Below are 20640 nucleotides of genomic sequence, written 5' to 3' on the forward strand. Positions count from 1 at the left end.
TTATATTCAAGTCTTCGCTACTGCTTTGATACATTCTGTTTTGAGAAGGACTAAATTATCGGTCTCAATAACTGCACAAGAGTTAATTAATGTTGCTAAAACAGGTAGAGCCTTCTGTAAATTTGCGTTCGCTTGTTGTGCCGCTGGCTGATATTGTTGTAGCCAAGTGTTTTTAGTTATATATTCTGGAAGGAATGCAGAACGTTCTAATAACCAAAAAGTTACGTGGTATTTTTGAATAAAATCTTTAACCTGATTAATATCATCAGTATATTGGGCATTAATAAGGTCAATCATCCGCTGGCGAAATTGAGCGTAATATTTTGTATGGATTGGTAATGCATATTCTTTACCCACCAAAATTGTTCTTTGAGCAAAGATTGGTATGTTATCTGCTTCTTGGGAAGTAGAGGCTATGACAATATTTTGCGGTTGCTTTTGCAAAAAATTATATAATGTTGGGGCTTGACCTTCTAAATAAGGGGTTTTGGGAAAAACTTTTAAGCTACTAGGGTACAAAACGAGTCCTGCACCAAGGATCGTAATAGTCCCCAAGATTAAAATTTGTCTGCCATTTTGTCTCGACCATCGAAATGTAGCATCTAAAATTAAGGTAATAGAAATTGCTGCTGCAAGAGCAAGTACTATCTTAAAAGTATGATGGGTATAGCGGCTAGGCCAGTGCAGTTTAAAAGCTAAGGCATGGGCAGTAAAAAACATGATTAAACTAGCTATTACTACCTGTAGTAATAGTTTGACTTCATCCTTTACTTGTTTGGTTAGGAGAAAGTGAGACTGGAATTTCAGGATAATTGGTAATAATAAACCAAATAATAGTTGAGGGGGTGCAATTAAAGCAAAAAAACCGCTATCTCTACCATCAAACCAATAACTAATAATATTATGAGTAAAATACCTGAATCTTCCTCCATCCCAGTACTCTGGCATAGTTCTCGCAACAGCAGCAGTAATTGTTGGGCCAAATTGTGATGATTGAATAGTATAAGGTAAAATTATGATACCAGCAGTTATAGTGGCTGCTACAAATAAAATAAAATCTTTTCGGTTATGAGAAATAGTTATCTGCCCATTCTGCCAGCGAAATAATCTCAAAAGTAAAATTAATAAATCGATAAAACCTATGATAGGGTATATTAAACATTGAAGGGCAAATACAATTAATACACCAAATCCAGAAGACCGGATTAAATAATATATAAAAGCTAAAACCAGGGGATAAATAAAATCTCTAGGTGTAGCAGAAAATAGGTCATCATGAAGGCAAAGGCTTTGATTTAAAAGTAAAGAAGCGAGAAACCCTGCCATTGGTACTGGTAATATCTCCATACAAACCACAAAGCAATAGCTAGTTGTAATTAGTCCTAGTACTAATGGAAAAATTTTGCCAAATAAAATTGGATCTATATTTAAAGCTGCAATTATTTTATAAACAATACCATACCCAATTGGTGTCACCGATTGAAAATAATCGGCAATTAAATCCCCAGGAAATAAATCTGGGTTAAAGTAACGATAGACCCAAGAAATATATTCCCGTGCATCGTCGCTCACTATATATTTGCTGGTGAAAGCTTGTCGCAGCCCCATAAAAATATAACCAACAGCAAAAGTTAGACTGAGACTGTACCAAAAAATAACAGTCAATCTAGATTGATTTTGTTTGCTTTTTTGAATAATAGGTGCTGTTAAAACTTTTTGTAATAGTGAAATGAGCATTATACGCGTCTATGTCTGAATAAATTATGTTAATTAGGAAAATCAAAAGCTTTTTTCAATTTTTCTGATTGTACAATCTTCAAGTACTGAGCGGTCATTTATCAAGCCAATATTTCTAGCAACGCTCTGTTTTTTACCCAGAACGAAAGGTTATGAAAGCCGAACTATCTAGATTAAAAGGATGGAGTGTCGCTTGCCTATGCAAGATTTCAGCTAGAACTTGTGCAATATGCTGGGTTTAATGTGACAAATCATCGTAGCCGTTCAGGGGTGTATCGAGAGAACGATCGCTCCATTCTCAGCCTACCTAATATGTGCAAATTGACAAGAAAACCCAAGTAATACTTGATTTCTATCCTCCCATTCATACCCAACAAGTAGGCTCTATTTCGCAAATACCAGTTTTGAGCTATGCTTGGATCTATGCTGACCAGTCCCCTAAATTGCCTCGGTCTTACCGCATTATTGGTACAGTAAAAGAGTACCAGTTGATTCAAACTCTTCCCTAAGATAGATGTAAAGCAACTATTGCTAAAAAAGATTAATTTAGTTATGATAATAGTACGTGTACGAAGTATTTTGCTAAATGGTTTCTACATCTAATCACTCCCCAACCTTAGAGTCGTGGCAGCACAATCTGGCACCATACAATTTGGGCTACAGAATCAAATTAGTCTCACAACTGCTGAGTCGCAAGTTTACTGAGAAGCTAGAACCCTTTGGACTGACGCCATTTCACTGGTTGGTGTTGTGCTGTCTTTGGCAAGAAGATGGTTTACCTACTTCTAGTATTGGAGACAAACTCAAACAAGTGGGCGGTACTTTAACAGGCGTACTAGATCGGATGGAAGAACGCGGTTTGGTGCGTCGCGAACGCGACACTCAAGATCGGCGCATCTGGCGAATCTGGCTCACGGATGCAGGAAAGGAACTAGAGGCTGTTTTACCACCAATCGCCGCAGCCGTGCGTGATGAAGCGATGGATGGTATTTCCTTTGCCGATCGAGAACTGTTTTCCCAAATCTTGAATCGGGCGATCGCTAACCTATCTTAAAGATGATTTTATAATCACCCGACCGGGGGAGGCTATATAAAGATTTATTTTGAGATAATATTACGCATACTAAGGAAATAAAAATTTTTCGGGAAATACTACGCATTCTAAATAAACGATTGTCAATCAAATTATTGAACGAAGAAGAGAGCTAAGAATATGGGTGCTAATACTTTAAACGGACGCAACGGACACAAAACTTTAATTTTAGAAAAACAATTGATTCCTGATACTGAGACTTTAGAAACTGTTACAGCAGAGACACCTGCAACAGCAGAAGCACCTGTTGTAACTCCTGAGATCGAGAAAGAAGTTCCACCGAAGCGGAAAAGACCGACTGGTTTAATTTTGGCAGGATTAGGCGTGGGTGCGATCGCCGCAGGTACTTTTGGTCTTCACTACTGGCAATACGCTTCTACCCACCAGGAAACAGACAACGCCACCGTCGCGGGAAATATTCACCAAGTTAGTAGTCGCATTCCCGGAACTGTAAGTGAAGTGCTGGTGAATGACAACCAACTAGTGCAACCGGGACAATTGTTGGTGAAGTTAGATCCACGGGACTATGAAAGTAAGGTGCAACAAGCACAAGCCGCCCTCGAAAATGCTCGTGGTCAAGCGCAAGCTGCTCAAGCAAATATTGCTTTAAGTTCACAAACCACCACTGGTAAGACAACTCAAGCACAAGGAGATGTCAGTGGTGCAGTAGCAGCAATTTCCACAGCCCAAGCAGCAGTACAAGAAGCTCAAGCTGGGATACCAGCAGCGCAAGCTGAAGTCAGACTAGCCGAAGCAGGGATTCCTGCCGCTCAAGCGCAGGTAGCGCAAACAAATGCGAATTTGGAAAATGCTCAAGCAGATTACAATCGTTACAACCAGTTGTATCAATCAGGTGCGATCGCTCGCCAGCAGCTAGACGCATCCAAGGCCGCTTTTAACGTGGCTACAGCACAAAGGAACGCTGCTCTTCAGGGAGTACAACAAGCTCAAGCCAGGTTAGCCTCTGCAAGAGTTGGTGTCGCCAAAGCCCAGTCTCAATTAGCACAAGCGCAAGAAAATGTCACTAACGCTCAAGCTAAATTGGCAGCATCTAAGGGAGGATTGCAACAAGCTACCGCCGGCGGACAAGATACCACAGTTAAGCGTAGTCAATACGAAGCGGCAAAAGCAGCGATCGCCCAATCAGAAGCATCGCTCAAAGACGCGCAATTGCAACTATCTTATGTAAATGTTACCGCCCCCAGTGCTGGACGGGTAGGTAGGAAAAATGTGGAAGTTGGCAACCGCGTCGCAGCAGGAACACCATTAATGGCGATCGTCGATAACAGCTATTGGGTAGTTGCGAACTTCAAAGAAACTCAATTAGAAAAGATGCGCCCAGGAGAGCCAGTAGAGATCAAGTTAGATAGTTTCCCTCATCACACCTTTACGGGTCGTGTTGACAGTATTTCGCCAGCTTCCGGCGCTCAGTTTGCTTTATTGCCACCGGATAATGCTACAGGTAACTTTACTAAAGTCGTCCAACGCATTCCAGTAAAAGTAGTTTTCGACCAAAAGAGCATTCAAGGATATGAATCGCGGATTACTCCTGGGATGTCTGCGGAGGTTGCGGTGGAAGTCAAGTAATACCATGTTTCCCAAATTACCCATAATCAAAGAACCCCACCCCCAGTCCCTCCGTGTATACACAAGTTCAATTACCCCCTTTAACGTCAGTTCGATGAACCTCTCCCGGACAACCTCTCTCTCCCACGGATCAAGGGAGGAGCAACGAGAAATTACGGTTTTGGCTCCCCTCTCCGTGTCGGAGAGGGGTTGGGGGAGAGGTCAAAAAAGGTCTTGTCAAACTCACGTCCCTTTAATCTCCCCGATGTATTGGGGGGAAAGAGGAAATCTAGTTCCCTCTCCAATACAACTGACGTGGAAACTAGGTGAGTAAACTATTTCAGACTTGTGTGTACACCGTAGCCGCCTGCGGGGAGGGGAGACAAAGCGTAGCTTTTGCGGGGTGGGATTCTTGGGGTTTAGTAAGTAATCAACCGGACATCATTAAATACGAAATTGCCTGTAAACAAGATGAAAAACTTCTTTCTGCTTATGACATTCTCCTACATCTAAAGAGAGGCGTATAGAGATGAGGTGAGATGATATCTATGAAAGCAGATTGGTATAAAGCAAGCCTGAGATGAAAAAACCGCTACTACCTGCATTAAGGTCAAGAAACTACCAACTGTTTTTTGCTGGGCAAGGTATTTCCCTAATTGGGACGTGGATGACGCAACTTGCCACAATTTGGCTAGTTTATGACTTGACAAAATCCCCATTTATGCTGGGAGTTGTGGGATTTTCTAGTCAAATTCCTAACTTTTTTTTAGCTCCCTTTGGTGGAGTATTTGTAGATCGCTTTTCTCGGTATCGTACCTTAATTGGTACGCAAGTCTTGGCGATGATTCAATCGTTAACATTAGCAGCGCTGGCGCTAACTGGAATGATTGATGTATGGCATATCATCGCCTTGAGTTTGTTTCAAGGATTTATTAACGCCTTAGATGCGCCAGCCCGTCAAGCTTTTGTGCCAGAATTGGTTGAACGCAGAGAAGATTTAGCCAATGCGATCGCGATTAATTCTACGATGGTTAACGGTGCTAGATTAATTGGCCCTGCGATCGGAGGTTTATTAGTTGCTGGGGTTGGAACTGGCTATTGTTTTTTAATTGATGGTTTAAGCTACGTTGCTGTAATCGCCGCTTTATTGGCAATGAAAGTTAAACCTTGGAAAAATTCGGTAACTGACGGTAATCCCTTACAAAAAGTCAAAGAGGGATTTGTATATGCCTTTAGCTTCCCACCCATTCGATCTATCTTGTTGCTATCAGCTTTAGTCAGCCTGATGGGACTGCAAAACACTATTCTCGTCCCCGTTATTGCCGAACAAGTTCTCAAAGGTGGTGCAGAAAGTTTGGGTTTTTTGATGGCGGCATCTGGAGTTGGAGCCTTAACTGGTGGTATTTATCTAGCTACGCGCCAAACAATCTTAGGAATTGGTAAATTGATTGCCTTAGCTCCAGCAATTTTAGGAACTGGTTTAATTGCCTTTTCTTTGTCTCGATTTTTACCACTCTCTTTATTTACCATGTTATTTGTTGGCTTAGGAACAATTCTCCAAATTGCTGCTAGCAATACATTTTTGCAAACCATTGTTGAAGACGATAAACGCGGGCGATTGATGAGCTTATACACAATGTCATTTTTGGGAATGATTCCGGTAGGTAATTTATTAGGAGGTTTTTTAGCAAGCCATATTGGCGCTCCCAACACTTTAATTATTGATGGAATAACTTGTATTTTAGGGTCAATTATTTTTAGCAGACAGTTACCTGCTTTAAGGAAAATAATGCGTCCAATTTATGAGCAAAAGGGGATTATTACGAATCCAGAAGTTTAAGATAAATAACCGTAGTTAAATTTATGAATTTATATATTATATTTATGTTAATTGGGCTTTCTATAGCAATGAATTTATAATTTTTAGCGTTGCTGATTCAAGCTCACGCGGCAAAGAACATATTGGTATAAGATTTAATAATAAAATTTTTTGCTACTTAACCTTGAAACTGGAACAAAGTTATGGCTAATACAGGTGTAATTCGTCAGCAAGGGCAAAATCCTGCTTTACCACCAGAGCGTGTACCGCTAAAAACTTGGATTGGTGTATTAGCCAGTATGCTTGGTGCATTTATGGCGGTATTGGATATTCAAATAACTAATGCTTCGCTGCAAGATATTCAAGCAAGTTTAGGAGCAACTCTCGAAGAAGGTTCTTGGATTTCTACCGCGTATCTTGTAGCAGAAATTGTGGTAATTCCTCTAACAGGCTGGTTATCACGGGTGTTTTCATTGCAGCGTTATCTGTTAGTGAATACTGCACTATTTATTTTCTTTTCTATATGCTGTGCTTGGGCATGGGATCTTAATTCCATGATTTTCTTTCGTGCCTTGCAAGGTTTTAGCGGAGGAGTTTTAATTCCCACTGCTATGACAGTTGTCTTAACAACTTTACCTCAATCAAAACAATCAGTCGGACTGGCTGCATTTGGGTTTAGTGCAGTTTTTGCACCCTCAATTGGCCCGACATTAGGAGGTTGGTTAACCGAAAATTTTGGTTGGGAATACAATTTTTATATCAATGTAATTCCAGGCGCATTAATGCTGGCTGGTGTTTGGTATGGAATTAAGCAAGAAAAACCCCAAATTAATTTACTGAAACAAGGTGATTGGTGGGGAATTATTGCGATGGCTATTGGCTTAGGTTCATTACAAGTTGTTTTAGAAGAAGGTAGTCGTAAAGATTGGTTTGGTTCAGCATTAATTGTGCGCTTAAGTATAGTAGCAGTAATCTTTTTGGCGATATTTTTCTTTATAGAATTAACTCGTAAGCAACCATTTATTAATTTACGGCTTTTATCTAGACGTAACTTTGGTTTAGCCAGTATTGTTAATGTGTCGTTGGGAGTAGGATTGTATGGTTCAATTTATATTTTACCGTTGTATCTCGCTCAAATTCAACAATACAACGCTCTGCAAATTGGTGAAGTATTAATTTGGGCCGGTATTCCCCAACTGTTTATTATTCCCTTCATACCAAAATTGATGCAACGCTTTGACGTGCGTTTCATGGTAGCTTTTGGTGTGACTTTGTTTTCCATCAGTGCATTTATGAACTCTGGAATGACTAATGAAACAGGGTTAGATCAATTACGCTGGTCGCAATTTGTGCGCGCAATGGGACAACCCCTAATTATGGTGCCGCTTAGTTCTATTGCTACTGCTGGTTTGAATCCGAAAGAAGCAGGATCGGCAAGTGGTTTATTTAATATGATGCGGAATCTAGGCGGTTCTATTGGAATTGCTTCTTTAGCAACTTTATTAGCAAATAGAGAGCAATTCCACTCGAATAGATTGGGTGATGGAGTATCTTTATATAACCCAGAAACTCAACAGCGAATTGACCAAATGACGCAGTATTTTATTAGTCGCGGAGCAGATTTAAGTACAGCACAAAATCAAGCGATCGCATCTATATCCAATATAGTCCGTCGGGAAGCATTTGTGATGGCTTTTAACGATTGTTTCTACTTTATTGGTATTGCTTTATTAGTTAGTGGGATTGCTATTTTATTCCTCAAAAAGGTGAAGCCAACTGGTGGCGCTGTTGCTCATTAGATTTGTTCTATAAGTTAAAATGTTTGATCAAACTAGTAAGGTACTAAAATGGTCATTAGCCAAAGTGAGTACTATATCTCCCCAGAAGAATATTTAGAAGGCGAGAAAGTAAGCGAAATCAAACACGAGTATATTGATGGGCAAGTCTACGCAATGGCAGGGGCAAGTGATGCTCATGTAACTGTAGTAGGAAACTTGTTTGTACTGCTGCGAAACCATCTCCGGGGTACTGGGTGCCGTGTCTATATGTTAGATATGAAAGCACAAATCGAGGCTATAAATCGCTATTTTTATCCCGATGTAATGGTGACTTGCGATACACGAGATAAAGAATTTGAATATTTTAAGTCCCATCCTTGCTTAATTATTGAAGTGCTTTCTGAATCAACCGAAGGCTATGATAGAGGGAAGAAATTTGCTAGTTACCGACACTTAGAATCGCTGCAAGAATATGTGCTAATTTCACCAGACAGAATGAATGTAGAATGCTTCCGCCGCAACGAACAAGGACAGTGGGTACTTTACCCTTATGAACAAGAGGGAGAAGTGCATTTAGCTAGCGTTGATTTTCGGTGTGCGATCGCAGAAATATATGAAGATGTAATATTGACAGATGAAAATATTTTCTAATCTAACATTTCTGGGTCAATTCCTAAAGCGTTGAGTTGTTCAAGAGACAGAGTACGCAACTTCTCTGTAATTAAAAGCCGCTTCTGTCGTTCAGTTTCAGCCTTTTGTCGCTCAACTTCCGCCCGTTCCTCACCAGTTAGCAGTAAATTTCCTTGTGCATCCCACCACCGCAACCAAGGTAACTCTGCATTTTGATAAAATCCTTGCCAGATTCCTAACTCTACACCCATAGGAGCAATTGGGTAATGTCCTCGTTCATTGGGTTGCATCAGTTGATAAGTATTATCGACTAGGTGATACACTTCAACCTGTGCTTTTGCTACTTCATAAATTCCATAATAAGGCACTCGAATAGCCTGCTCATAAACCCAAAACTTACCAACATTTCCACCTTCACCTTGAGATGGCGGTGTGTTATCTCGTTCTTCTGAACCATCTCCAGAGACAAATTCAATCACAATCAAGGGCGCGACGTACTCTTTCCACAGCACATAAGAACGGCGCATTTTACTGTTAAGTGTCGGTGGTACATTGGGTACATAAAACCAGTCTGGTGCTTCAGCTCCTTTTTCAGGAGGTTCTGTCAATCGCCAGTAGATCCCAGAATCTTGTCCAATACAATATTGACCGTCAGGATGAAGTTTCTCTAAAATAGGTTTAATTGAATCTGTGATTAAAATACTTTGCGGATGCTCCTGAAGATTTTTCACGAATGTACCGTCTGAGTCTGGTAACTGGGTGTGGTCGGGTAAAGTTAATGCCGATAGGGAAGTCATAGGCTTTAACGAAGGTTTGTCTAATTTTTATTTTAGATTGCTATTTTACTATTTTTGAATAGACGCGCTACTAGGTTAGATGCCATTTATATAACAAAAGTCAATCTTTCTATATGAAAAAAGCTATTACGATTACTGCGCATATTTTCTATATCCTCATAATCATTCGCATTCGGCTTAACTATAGATAATAGAAAATGAGAACCTATTGCTCGTAAATGGTATGGTATTACATCAGTTGGTATATCAAAAATCCATCCTATGCCTGCCCATACAGTATTTTCAGAACGTTCCCAGATTACCCTTGTGTATCTCCCGTCCATGTGAAAAATCACTCTTACAGTTTCTCTGTCTAACAGAAATATTTCATTCATTACAATCTAATATTTTGTTTCGATACTTTTTAGAGGGTGGGCTAGCCCACCCCACAATCATTACAAACCAGATGCAAAATTCCGCAGTAATAGACGCATAATACCCGATCGCATTTCAGGCAAAGCATCCTTAAAGCCGATCGCAGCAACTCTTCTTAACTATGATTTTCATGAAACACCAGTGTCATCAGCAGTTTTGATCTCTTTTAAAATTCGTTCTACTTGGTTAACTTTTTCACCTCTATTCTGTGATTTGAAAATATTTAAAGCTTTTTCTAAAGAAGATAGCGCCTCATCTTTTTTATTTGTTTGCCACATTGCTAGCGCAAAATTAGTCAGTGCCTCGCCATAATTAGGATTAATTTCCAGAGCTTTTTTATATTCAGTAATGGCTTCTTGCCAGCGACTTTGACTTGCGTAAACCATACCGCTTGCATTGTAGGCTAGAGCATATTTTGGCTTCAGACGAATGGCTTCTCGATAGGCGCTAATTGCTTCTTCTGATTTTTTTTGCTGAAAAAGCACATTTCCTAATTGAAAGTGCCCAAAAGCATCTTCTGGGAATTTTTTAATAAATTGGCGTAAATTTTCTTCTGCACCTTTAAAGTCTCCTTGACTATACAGAGTATTAGCTTGTTGGATTAGCTGCGATCGCTCTGGTGTATCTGTACCTGAAGATTGGGCGATTTTTTGTGGTTGTCTCTGTGCAAGCTGTTCTGGCGAATGCAAAGAAACTTTTCCAGGAACCGCTAACACTAATGGTGATATCCCCATTACACTGAAAATACTCAGCATCATGCAGCCAACAGGTTGAACAAATGCTGATTTGGATTTGCACTTCACCTTCATCGCCCTGAATGCCTCAATAATGTTCTAATCTTTATGATAAATTGGCCTGCGTTAGCGCGTAATGCATCACAAGAGAGACGATAAGGGCGCACATATATATGCGCCCCAATACTTGTCGGATTTTGGGGAAAAAGGGCAGGGGAAAGGGGAAAGAAAAAACCTTTAACCTTTACCCCTTAACCTTTTCCCAAATCCAATTCCGAGTTAGAAATCCACAAAGCGTCCAGTATTGATATGCGCCCTTATTAAGCTAATTTGGAATTATTTACACACCTTCTCGTAACTTATCCAACACACCCCGATCTTCCAATGTCGAAGTATCTCCAGATACCTCTTGTCCGGCGGCTAGATTCCGCAGCAAGCGCCGCATAATCTTACCCGATCGCGTTTTGGGCAAAGCGTCTGTAAAGCGAATTTCTCCCGGACGTGCGATCGCACCGATTTCTTTGACAACGTGCTGCTTGAGTTCTTTACTCAGTTCTTCACTTCCCTGATAAGTGCCTTCTAAAGTCACAAAAGCCACTACTTCTTCACCCTTAAGTTCATCTGGCTTACCCACTACCGCCGCTTCTGCAACTGCTGGATGCGAAACTAAGGCTGATTCTACTTCCATTGTACCGAGTCGGTGTCCTGATACATTCAACACGTCATCCACACGACCCATTACCCAAAAGTAACCGTCTTCATCAAGTCTTGCGCCATCACCAGCAAAGTAAGTATAGTTACCATTTTGGGGCGGAATGTGTTCCCAATAAGTGCGGCGGAAGCGTTCTGGATCGCCGTAAACTGTCCGCATCATTCCTGGCCAGGGATGGCGCACCGCCAGATAACCACCTTCCTTATTGGGTACGGTGTTTCCTTCTAAATCCACGATATCTGCAATAATTCCAGGGAAGGGAAGGGTTGCCGAACCGGGTTTAGTGGGAATTGCTCCTGGTAGCGGTGTAATCATGATACCGCCGGTTTCCGTTTGCCACCAAGTATCAACTATTGGACAACGTTCTCCACCTATAACTTTGTGATACCACATCCAAGCTTCGGGGTTAATCGGTTCGCCGACGGTTCCCAGCAAACGCAACGAAGACAAGTTTCGCGCATTCGGATGTTGTTCGCCCATCTTAATAAATGCCCGAATTGCTGTAGGTGCTGTATAAAAAATATTCACGCCGTATTTTTCAATTACATCCCAAAAGCAGCCAGGATTAGAAGCACGGGGCGCACCTTCGTACATTATCGTGGTTGCACCGTTGGAAAGAGGGCCGTAGACAATGTAGCTGTGTCCCGTAATCCAACCGACATCGGCAGTACACCAATATACATCTGTGTCTTGCAGGTCAAAGATCCACTTGGTGGTGATATGGGTATACAGATTATAACCAGCAGTTGTATGCACTACGCCCTTCGGTTTACCCGTACTGCCTGAAGTGTAGAGGACAAACAGCATATCTTCACTGTCCATCGGTTCGGCGGGACAATCGGCTGATACACCTTTTTGCAAATCATGCCACCAATGGTCGCGTCCGCCCAACTGCATATAAGTTTCTTGTCCGGTGCGCTTGACAACGAGGACATTTTCAACGCTGGGAACAGCACCATCAGCCAAGGCTTTATCTACCTGTGCCTTGAGAGGAACGATCGCATCTTTGCGCCAACCACCATCAGCCGTGATTACCAGTTTAGCTTGAGCATCGATTAAGCGATCGCGCAAAGCTTCGGCACTAAAACCACCAAATACCACACTATGGGGTGCGCCGATTCGGGCACAGGCTAACATCGCGATCGCAGCTTCGGGAATCATCGGCATATAAATACCAACGCGATCGCCTTTTTGTACGCCTAGTTGCTTCAATGCATTGGCAAACTGGCAAACTTCCCGGTGCAGTTGGGCGTAGGTAAGGGTACGGGAATCACCTGGTTCTCCTTCCCAAATCAATGCGGCTTTATTTTTGCGCCAGGTAGTGAGATGTCTGTCAAGGCAGTTGTAAGAAATATTCATCTTACCGCCAACAAACCACTTAGCAAAAGGTGGTTGCCAATCTAATACTGTGTCCCATTTTTGGAACCATTCTAATTCTTTTCCAGCTAAATCTGCCCAAAATTGCTGCGGATCGGCTTTAGCTTTGTCAAAGAGACGCTGATAGTCATCCAGACTTTTGATATGGGCGTTCTGCGAGAATTCTGAACTAGGATGAAAGAGGCGGTTTTCTTGTAGGATTGATTCTATAGTTGGTTGAGACATGATTACATTTACGAACGGTATTGTTACTGAAAACTATTTTTAGCTTAGTTGGGCTAGACGCTATTTAGATTTTCGTTAAGCTAGATAAAAATTGCCGAGTTATTTAGTTTACATTCATTTTCATCTAGAACTTAATCAGTTAATACCATTATTGAGTCTGAATGAATCCCCAGATGCAATAGAGTTATTAAGGAATGCATCCCAGTTTTTATTTTGCACTGAAAGAATAACTATCATTGCGATCGCGCAGCCTCTTGTAGAGAGGAGGAACTACGAACGCAAGTGCGTGTCGCAGACAATCAATCGCATGAACTAGTTCTTAGTTGGAGATTTTGCGATTGCTTCTCTACGAGATGCTACGCGATCGCTTCACTTTGTTTCGCTCGCAATAACATGCACCCTTTTCCCCAAGAGTGCAAAAAGCACTTTTGAATGAATAATGATGAAACTGTTGCAAAAGTAGGAAGAAAAGTAAGAACACTGTGACTATCGATGTCAGCACTTGGTTCGAGTGGGCGCGAAGTAAGCGGATGTGCTGGCAATCCTAATGTTAAAAAATGATAAGTTCTGATTGAACTAAATAAAATTAATTAATACGTATCTATCTTAGGTTATAGTTTATTTGGCTTATAAAGATTGATAGTTGATAGTTTTAAACAGCATGATAACTACACTCATACTGGCCATGTTTTACAAAAAAATAAATCTATATGCGTAGACGAGCGCCCTTATATTATTTGTTTTTAGGAGTATTAACGAGTTCTAGCTGTTTTATCTTCAGTGTAGCAGCCCAAGTCCCATCTAATTCGCAACAAACCTCGACTCGGAGTGAAGCTCAAGCTGCTAGTTGGTTTGAAGCCCATCGCGCACAGTCAGGCGCTTTACGAGCATTTGTACAGCGAATGCCGAAGGGAGGAGATATCCACAGTCATCTAAGCGGGGCTGTGTACGCAGAACACTATCTAGAGTGGGCTGCCACCGATGGGTATTGTGTGAATCCAAAGGTAGGGACTTTAGTTGAACCTAAAGCTTGCGGTCAGGACAGTAGCTATTTTCCAGCTTCAGAATTGTTAAACCGAACATCTGTTTATGATTCCTTAATAAATCGTTGGTCTACTCGCAACCTCCAATTTGCTGGTAAATCAGGACACGACCAATTTTTTGCAGCTTTTAGTGGTTTTGGGCCAATATCAGACTCTATGAGCCGTCGGGATGATATGGTCGCGGAAGTAGCAAATCGGGCAGCTTCGCAGCATATTAATTATCTAGAGTTAATGCTTACCGTTCAGGGGAGTGAGGTTCGACAGCTAGGGCGTGAAGTTGGTTGGAATAAAGATTTGCAAGAGATGCACCGTCAATTGCTCAAAGGAGGATTAACCAAGCTAGTGACACTGGGCAGCCAGCAATTTGCACAGTTGGAGAGCGAAGTCTCGAAAACACTCGGTTGCGGCACTCCATCAGCACAGCCTGGATGTGCAGTGACGGTGCGCTATTTGCAGCAAACGACAAGAACAAAGTCGCCCGTTGAAGTGTTTGCTCAGTTAGCTTATGCCTTTGCACTAGCTTCATCGGATTCGCGGGTAGTTGGCATTAATCTCGTCGCCCCAGAAGACAACCCGATTGCACTGCGCGACTACACTCTGCAAATGCAAATGCTGCAATTTTTCAAACGCCAATATCCCAATGTCAAGGTCGCACTCCATGCAGGAGAGTTAACCCTCGGTTTGGTTCCGACCGAGGATTTACGTTTTCATATTCGGCAAGCTGTAGAAGTGGCACAGGCATCTCGCATCGGACATGGCGTGGATATTCTTTTTGAGGAGCGTCCCTTCGAGTTGATGGAGCAAATGCGGCGACTCGGCGTGTTGGTCGAAATCTGCCTGACCAGTAATGAGGTCATTTTGAATGTCCAGGGAGATGAGCATCCTTTTAGGGAGTATTGGAAGGCTGGAGTACCAATGACCCTTGCTTCAGATGATGAAGGCATTTCCCGCATTGATTTGAGTCATGAATATCTGTTAGCAGCAACGAGATATGGACTGGGATATAAAGACCTCAAGCGACTGGCTCGCAATAGCTTAGAATATAGTTTCGCTCCGGGAAATAGTCTCTGGAAGTCGCCTGAGTTTAAGGCAATGGTTGGAGCTTGTGCAAGCGATACCCCTGGTGAAACCTCTGTTTCTCAAGGGTGCAGTGCTTTTTTGCAAAAGAGCGATCGCGCGCGGATTCAATGGCAGCTAGAGTCGGAGTTTGCTCGGTTTGAGCCATTGCAGAACTGGCTTTGATAGCCATTGCTAGCTTAAGTAAATTGCGCGGTACAAATGAAGCTGATACCGTTTATTTGTGAAGCTGCGCTAAATCCTAACTTTTTTTCAACGCAAAGGTACGCGGAGGTTAACGCAGAGGCACGCAGAGGTTTTTTAGAGAAATTTCGCTATGTTGCAAAATAATTAGGCGCATCTTCATAGAGAATTGCTATGAGTTTGCAATGTTAGTTAGCGATCGCTACCAATGTCAAGGTTTAGAAACTGAAGTACTTAGAAGGTTGCTGTAAGTAGGGCGCGATCAACATTTAACGCTAATTAGTGCCGAAATTCTGACTGAAAATTCTCCAATGCAAGTTCTCTCGTAACATTCAACATTTATTCTTCTGTAATTTGCACTCCAAAATGCAAATCTACCAAGGGCGATAATGCCTAATGGTACATAACAGAAGCATGAAAGCGTGAATAAAAAACTCCTCATTTCTCCTCAAGAAGTCACGTCACTGTTAGCAGAAAAATCATCACAAACTGTGATTATCGATACACGAAGTCAAGAAGATTATGATATTTCTCATATTTATCAAGCCATAAATATTAGAGATTTTTTCACCTATCTTTTAGAGAATTCCTCCCCAACAGGATTGAAGGAATTACAAGAGTATTTTGCAGAAATCATGAGCAGGGTAGGAATATCTGGTGCAGAACATTTAATTGTGTATGAAGATGCTTTAAATAAAGGTTATGGTCAATCTTGTCGAGCAGCTTTCTTACTGAAATATTTGGGTTGCACTCAGGTATCTATTTTACATGGAGGATATAAAGCATGGCTCAAGGCAGGATTACCTACTACCGATGAAGTACCGAAGCGTGAAAGCAGCATATTTAGATTGCATCCCAATGCTGACATAATGGTGACTACCACAGAGATGTTGCAAGCAATTGAGAATCCAGCAATTATTAAATTAGATGTGCGCGATCGCAACGAATGGCTTGGGTTGAGTTCTTCTCCTTACCATCCTGATTTTTGTCCCCGCAAAGGTAGAATCCCTAACTCTGTATGGTTAGAATGGCATCATCTGATGAATTCTGAATCGGAAATCCCTACGTTCCGATCGCCAGATGAAATCCGAAAAATTTGTCAGTCAGTAGGTATTACTTCAAAGTCAATTGTGTACATTTACTGCTTTAAGGGTTCAAGGGCTGCGAATACATTAATAGCCCTTGAAGAGGCAGGAATTTCTGCTAAAAATTATTTTGGCTCTTGGAATGAATGGTCTCGCGATCTTTCGCTCCCAATTGATAGCAGAGTTATGCAATAAGGGTATAAACTTGACTCCTGAATTCTGAATTATTCTTCAATCAGACATCAACATTTATCTGTTCTATCTGTCTAGCGGCTTTATCCCAAAGCTTTGCTGAAGTCTCATCTTGCCAATGAGTTCTCAGATTTTCCGCTTTTTTGTGACATATTCGTTCTAACATTTCTAATATTGCAGATAATGTCAGTTGATTAATTAATGATTCTAAAATCTCCATATATTCTTTTTGCATGATATTTACCTCCTTAATGTCATTCAATATATGCCAACAAAACCCACTTATTCTTAACCTATGTATTAAGATTTGTTGCACAATGGTACTAATATTCTGTCAGCTTATATATGCAGTTTAACCTATTCTGAATACTCAATTTTGAAAATTTATTTTTAATAGATGAAAAAACTGTTTAATTGAAATATTTGCTCACAACTTTCTCAAATTTTGTATCTAACTTAAAAATAGGGTTGGATAAATAAAAAGTATGAGTTGTCATGTGATGGGCTATATTCTATCGGAGGCGGAGCTTCTTTGGCTTTGCTCCTGACTCCTGAATTATGTTCGATAAAAAATTCCTTCGGTACTATGGATGCAAAGTGAAGCAGATGTGGCTATGTTTTGCGCAGTACAACACAAAAGTCTGATGTCTACTTCCAAACTAGAGAAACTGTCAATCTTTACTATCTAGCTTGTGCAGACATCATCTAGAAAGTTATGGATAAGTTTGCTATTTTAAAGTGAAAATCTTTTCTAAATATCTGAAAACTTAGCAAAAGTTTGCGAAATGAGGAAATGGACATTAGAAGAGGCAGAGGTGGAGAGAAGAAAGACTTACTGCAACTTCTCCCCTCCTCTCCTGATCTCCCTATTCTCCAGTGCCTATTTACCAGAATGCGACTTTTCCGGCATGACTATATTAGTATGGCTTGCCTTGCCATTTTTGCCGTTAGTATTTCCGTTACCATTGCGGGGATGGATGACACCATAACCGCCGTGGTTACGTTCGTAAATTACATTAATCTCTCCAGTTTCAGAATTATGGAACATATAAAAGTCGTGTCCTACGAGTTGCAGTTGTTCTAGAGCTTCTGCAACAGTCATCGGCGGCATAGAAAAATATTTGGTGCGGACGACTTCGTTGGGCAATTCGGCGGTGCGATCGCCAATTAAATCTGTTACTATCGACTCTGGAATAACTACTTCTGTTGGTTGAGCGTGAGTTTTGTGGTCTTGACGCCGTTCTTTATATTTCCGCAGTTGACGCGCAATTTTATCTGCAACTAAGTCAATGCTGGCATATAGGCTCTCGCTGCTTTCCTCGGCACGAATAACGCTACCATTAGCATAAATAGTTACTTCAGCCGCTTGTCTTGTATTAATTCGGGGATTCCGGGCGACGCTAAGATGCACATCCACTTCATTTGTAATGCTTTGAAAGTGACTAACTGCTTTTTCAATTTTTTGATGTACATACTCACGAATCGCATCGGTGATTTCAATATTTTTGCCGTGGATGACAAGCTTCATGTAATACTCTCCCGCTGAATATTTTAGATGTGTGAATTTGCTTTGTATGAAAAGAAATTGCGGTAAGGTTTATTACTCCCGCCAAAACAAATTGTGAACTATATTGTATCTACTGCTGTTAAGCTATCTCTCAGGTTGCTGCATCTGAGGAATTGTCAAGTATACCCTTGATTTACCTCCTCATCTCTGCGCTGATGTCTTATTGTATATCCAATTAGCACTCAAGAGTTGAGAAAATCTAATTGTAGCTCCTATGACTACCTTTTCCTTTAAAGGAATGCTTACAGAACTGTTGATATTTGCTCCTTCTGTGTTCGATTGAGGTTTGCTTGCTGTTGTTCAAGAATACAAGGTTCTGTGGAAGTTTGATTCTGTTTGAAATGCAAACAATGATATTAAAGTCATCAGCCAGTACATTCTTCCTTATTGTCTTGGCATAATGCTTATTGCAGAGAATTCCTCCTAAAACCTATTGAGGTTAATATTCAAGCTAGCACTTTGTTTTTTCTAATGCATCTTCCCTTGACTTTCCTTTAAAATCCTTTGCAAAGCTTGACAATTTTTGATTCTCATTATGTAACTTGAAATATATTTAGTTCTTTATACGGTTGAATTTTGGGATGATCCATAGTATCAGATCGCAAAAAAAAATTTGTTTGCTGTATAATCAAGGATTAATGCCTTACTTAGAAGCTCATGGATGGCAGCGATCGCTTCTAAGCGAGCGCATTCACGACCCAAGTCTAGATGACGTGTTAATTTTGCTAGAACATCCACCTATCTACACTTTGGGACAAGGAAGCAACTCAGACTTTATCAAATTTGAGATTGACAAAGGTGAATACGATGTGCATAGAGTTGAACGAGGCGGTGAGGTTACTTACCATTGTCCCGGTCAACTCGTGGGCTATCCAATTTTAAATCTGCAACGTTATCGCAAAGACCTCCATTGGTACTTACGGCAACTCGAAGAAGTAATAATTCGCGTATTGGCAATTTATGGATTGCAAGGAGAAAGAATTCCGGCTTTTACTGGCGTTTGGTTGCAAGGGCGAAAAGTTGCGGCTATTGGTATTAAAGTCAGCCGTTGGATTACTATGCACGGCTTTGCGTTAAATGTTTGTCCAGACATGACAGGCTTTGAGCGCATTGTCCCCTGTGGTATTTCTGACAAACCTGTAGGCAGTTTAGCCGAATGGATTCCAGGTATCACCTGCCAAGAAGTGCGTTTTTATATAGCACAATCTTTTGCGGAAGTCTTTGGCGTGGAATTAGTAGAATCTCAGCCTCAAGGTTTTTCTAGCTTGAGTAAATTCCGCTTGTAATATGTAATAAATACTATAGCAGTCCTATTTAAATTGTGAGACACTTATAAGAGTAGTCCATATTTAATAGTATCAAAATAACTATTTAATACTCATTAAAAAAAAGAATGCGATCGATATAAACCTAAAAAGCCAGATTAAATCATACTTTTTGTATTTTGAATTAGTATAACTGCGATTATCAAAGCTAGAATCTGATTATTTCTAGACTTCTAGACTAACTTTTTACGGCTGTCAAGCACAACTTTGCGCGTGAATTACTCAAATAATCTCCAGCTAGATGCCCCATCGATAACATCTCTCAGAGAACGTGATTGGACAGCTTTGATAGAACTATTTGATAGAGACGACGGTGATGAAATTGAAGCCGACATCAGCGGTAGTTTATTTTGGCTAATACCTGAACCTTGTTGGGAAGACGATCCCTTTGATTTTTTGCGCGAGTACCTTTAAAGAGTGCTGAGTGCTGAGTTATGAGTGCTGAGTTATGAGTTATGAGTTCAAAAGAAGCCTTTAATTTATAACTCCTAACTCCTAACTCCTAACTATCTAACGTTGAGGCGACTTAGGAAAATACGTAGGCGATCGCTTTGGGGATTGGTCAGCACTTCATAGGCTGGGCCTTGTTCTGTGACAATACCTTTGTCTAAAAATATCACTTGATGGGCTACTTCTTTTGCAAATTGCATTTCATGGGTGACAACCACCATTGTCATGCCTTCTGTGGCTAATTGTTGCATCACTTGCAGAACTTCACCGACGAGTTCGGGATCTAGGGCGCTGGTGGGTTCGTCAAATAGCATGATTTGGGGATTCATACATAAACTACGAGCGATCGCTACTCGTTGCTTTTCTCCGCCAGAAAGTTGTTCGGGATAAGCAGAGGCTTTGTCAGATAAACCAACTTTTTCTAAATATAATCTCGCTAGTTGGGCGCTTTCTTTTGGTGTTTTACCCAAGACTTTACGCGGTGCGAGTGTCATATTTTCTAAGACGCTGAGATGGGGAAACAGGTTGAACTGTTGAAACACCATGCCTACTTGCGTTCGTAGTTGCCGCAGTTGGCTATAGTTGACAGTGGGCCGGGATAAGTTAATTCCGTTGATGATTAAACGCCCTTTGTCAATGGTTTCTAAACGGTTGAAGCAACGTAGTAGGGTACTTTTACCACAGCCGGAGGAACCAATAACTGCAACAACTTCTCCTCGGTTGATTTCGCCAGTAATTCCTTTGAGGACTTTTAGGGAACCAAAGTTTTTTTCGATATTCTCAAAAATAATCGCAGGGATGGTATTATCCATTACTTATGTCAAGCTGCTCTACAG

General features: G+C 41.0%; 17 protein-coding genes. 10 read left to right on the forward strand and 7 right to left on the reverse strand.

Annotated elements, in window-relative coordinates:
- Positions 1 to 6: 6 nt before the first annotated feature.
- Positions 7 to 1665, reverse strand: coding sequence for a hypothetical protein (locus ACR5KR_RS19105; protein WP_448267609.1), 1659 nt, complete (start codon positions 1663 to 1665; stop codon positions 7 to 9).
- 386 nt (positions 1666 to 2051) lie between these two features.
- On the opposite strand from ACR5KR_RS19105, the gene ACR5KR_RS19110 reads away from it, so the two are divergent.
- The 6 genes from ACR5KR_RS19110 (at position 2052) to ACR5KR_RS19135 (ending at position 8644) form a co-directional block, all read left to right on the forward strand.
- Entirely contained in the window at positions 2052 to 2246 is a 195-nt protein-coding gene (locus ACR5KR_RS19110; protein ID WP_448267610.1) for a hypothetical protein, read from the forward strand.
- A 77-nt stretch (positions 2247 to 2323) separates the two neighbouring features.
- Entirely contained in the window at positions 2324 to 2791 is a 468-nt protein-coding gene (locus ACR5KR_RS19115; protein WP_445630971.1) for a MarR family winged helix-turn-helix transcriptional regulator, read from the forward strand.
- Positions 2792 to 2950: 159 nt separating this feature from the next.
- The gene (locus tag ACR5KR_RS19120; protein ID WP_448267611.1) at positions 2951 to 4417 is read left to right on the forward strand and encodes an HlyD family secretion protein; all 1467 of its coding nucleotides are present in this window, start codon (positions 2951 to 2953) and stop codon (positions 4415 to 4417) included.
- A 559-nt stretch (positions 4418 to 4976) separates the two neighbouring features.
- Positions 4977 to 6236, forward strand: a complete 1260-nt coding sequence (locus ACR5KR_RS19125; protein WP_448267612.1) for an MFS transporter — start codon at positions 4977 to 4979, stop codon at positions 6234 to 6236.
- 182 nt (positions 6237 to 6418) lie between these two features.
- Positions 6419 to 8014, forward strand: a complete 1596-nt coding sequence (locus ACR5KR_RS19130) for a DHA2 family efflux MFS transporter permease subunit (RefSeq protein WP_448267613.1) — start codon at positions 6419 to 6421, stop codon at positions 8012 to 8014.
- 48 nt (positions 8015 to 8062) lie between these two features.
- Positions 8063 to 8644, forward strand: a complete 582-nt coding sequence (locus ACR5KR_RS19135; RefSeq protein WP_448267615.1) for a Uma2 family endonuclease — start codon at positions 8063 to 8065, stop codon at positions 8642 to 8644.
- On the opposite strand, the gene ACR5KR_RS19140 is transcribed toward ACR5KR_RS19135, so the two are convergent.
- The 3 genes from ACR5KR_RS19140 to acs form a co-directional block, all read right to left on the reverse strand.
- Positions 8641 to 9420 carry a Uma2 family endonuclease gene (locus ACR5KR_RS19140; protein ID WP_448267616.1) on the reverse strand — a complete coding sequence of 260 codons (780 nt, stop codon included), beginning with the start codon at positions 9418 to 9420 and terminating at the stop codon, positions 8641 to 8643. The two genes, ACR5KR_RS19135 and ACR5KR_RS19140, sit on opposite strands and share 4 nt — an antisense overlap.
- A 542-nt stretch (positions 9421 to 9962) precedes the next feature.
- Positions 9963 to 10643 (reverse strand): tetratricopeptide repeat protein, encoded by a 681-nt coding sequence (locus ACR5KR_RS19145; protein ID WP_448267617.1) that lies wholly within the window; start codon positions 10641 to 10643, stop codon positions 9963 to 9965.
- A gap of 265 nt (positions 10644 to 10908) precedes the next feature.
- Complete coding sequence (gene acs, locus ACR5KR_RS19150) at positions 10909 to 12882, reverse strand: acetate--CoA ligase (protein ID WP_448267618.1); 1974 nt, start codon at positions 12880 to 12882, stop codon at positions 10909 to 10911.
- 710 nt (positions 12883 to 13592) lie between these two features.
- Between acs and ACR5KR_RS19155 the strand changes: the two genes are divergently transcribed.
- Positions 13593 to 15167 carry an adenosine deaminase gene (locus ACR5KR_RS19155; protein WP_448267619.1) on the forward strand — a complete coding sequence of 525 codons (1575 nt, stop codon included), beginning with the start codon at positions 13593 to 13595 and terminating at the stop codon, positions 15165 to 15167.
- 440 nt (positions 15168 to 15607) lie between these two features.
- On the forward strand, positions 15608 to 16465 hold the full coding sequence (locus ACR5KR_RS19160) for a sulfurtransferase (protein ID WP_448267620.1): 858 nt from the start codon (positions 15608 to 15610) through the stop codon (positions 16463 to 16465).
- Positions 16466 to 16505: 40 nt separating this feature from the next.
- Here the strand turns inward: ACR5KR_RS19160 and ACR5KR_RS19165 are convergent, their stop codons facing one another.
- Both ACR5KR_RS19165 and hpf read right to left on the reverse strand, forming a co-directional pair.
- The gene (locus ACR5KR_RS19165; RefSeq protein WP_292860261.1) at positions 16506 to 16697 is read right to left on the reverse strand and encodes a hypothetical protein; all 192 of its coding nucleotides are present in this window, start codon (positions 16695 to 16697) and stop codon (positions 16506 to 16508) included.
- Between the two features lie 645 nt (positions 16698 to 17342).
- Positions 17343 to 17990 carry a ribosome hibernation-promoting factor, HPF/YfiA family gene (hpf, locus tag ACR5KR_RS19170; RefSeq protein ID WP_445630959.1) on the reverse strand — a complete coding sequence of 216 codons (648 nt, stop codon included), beginning with the start codon at positions 17988 to 17990 and terminating at the stop codon, positions 17343 to 17345.
- Between the two features lie 620 nt (positions 17991 to 18610).
- Between hpf and lipB the strand changes: the two genes are divergently transcribed.
- A complete protein-coding gene (gene lipB / locus ACR5KR_RS19175) occupies positions 18611 to 19315 on the forward strand; it encodes a lipoyl(octanoyl) transferase LipB (RefSeq protein WP_448267622.1) in 705 nt (234 codons plus the stop codon).
- Positions 19316 to 19567: 252 nt separating this feature from the next.
- Positions 19568 to 19768 carry a hypothetical protein gene (locus ACR5KR_RS19180; protein WP_445630957.1) on the forward strand — a complete coding sequence of 67 codons (201 nt, stop codon included), beginning with the start codon at positions 19568 to 19570 and terminating at the stop codon, positions 19766 to 19768.
- Between the two features lie 92 nt (positions 19769 to 19860).
- Here the strand turns inward: ACR5KR_RS19180 and ACR5KR_RS19185 are convergent, their stop codons facing one another.
- Positions 19861 to 20616, reverse strand: a complete 756-nt coding sequence (locus ACR5KR_RS19185) for an amino acid ABC transporter ATP-binding protein (protein ID WP_322692691.1) — start codon at positions 20614 to 20616, stop codon at positions 19861 to 19863.
- Between the last annotated feature and the right edge of the window lie 24 nt (positions 20617 to 20640).

Source organism: Nostoc sp. DSM 114159, assembly GCF_053470285.1.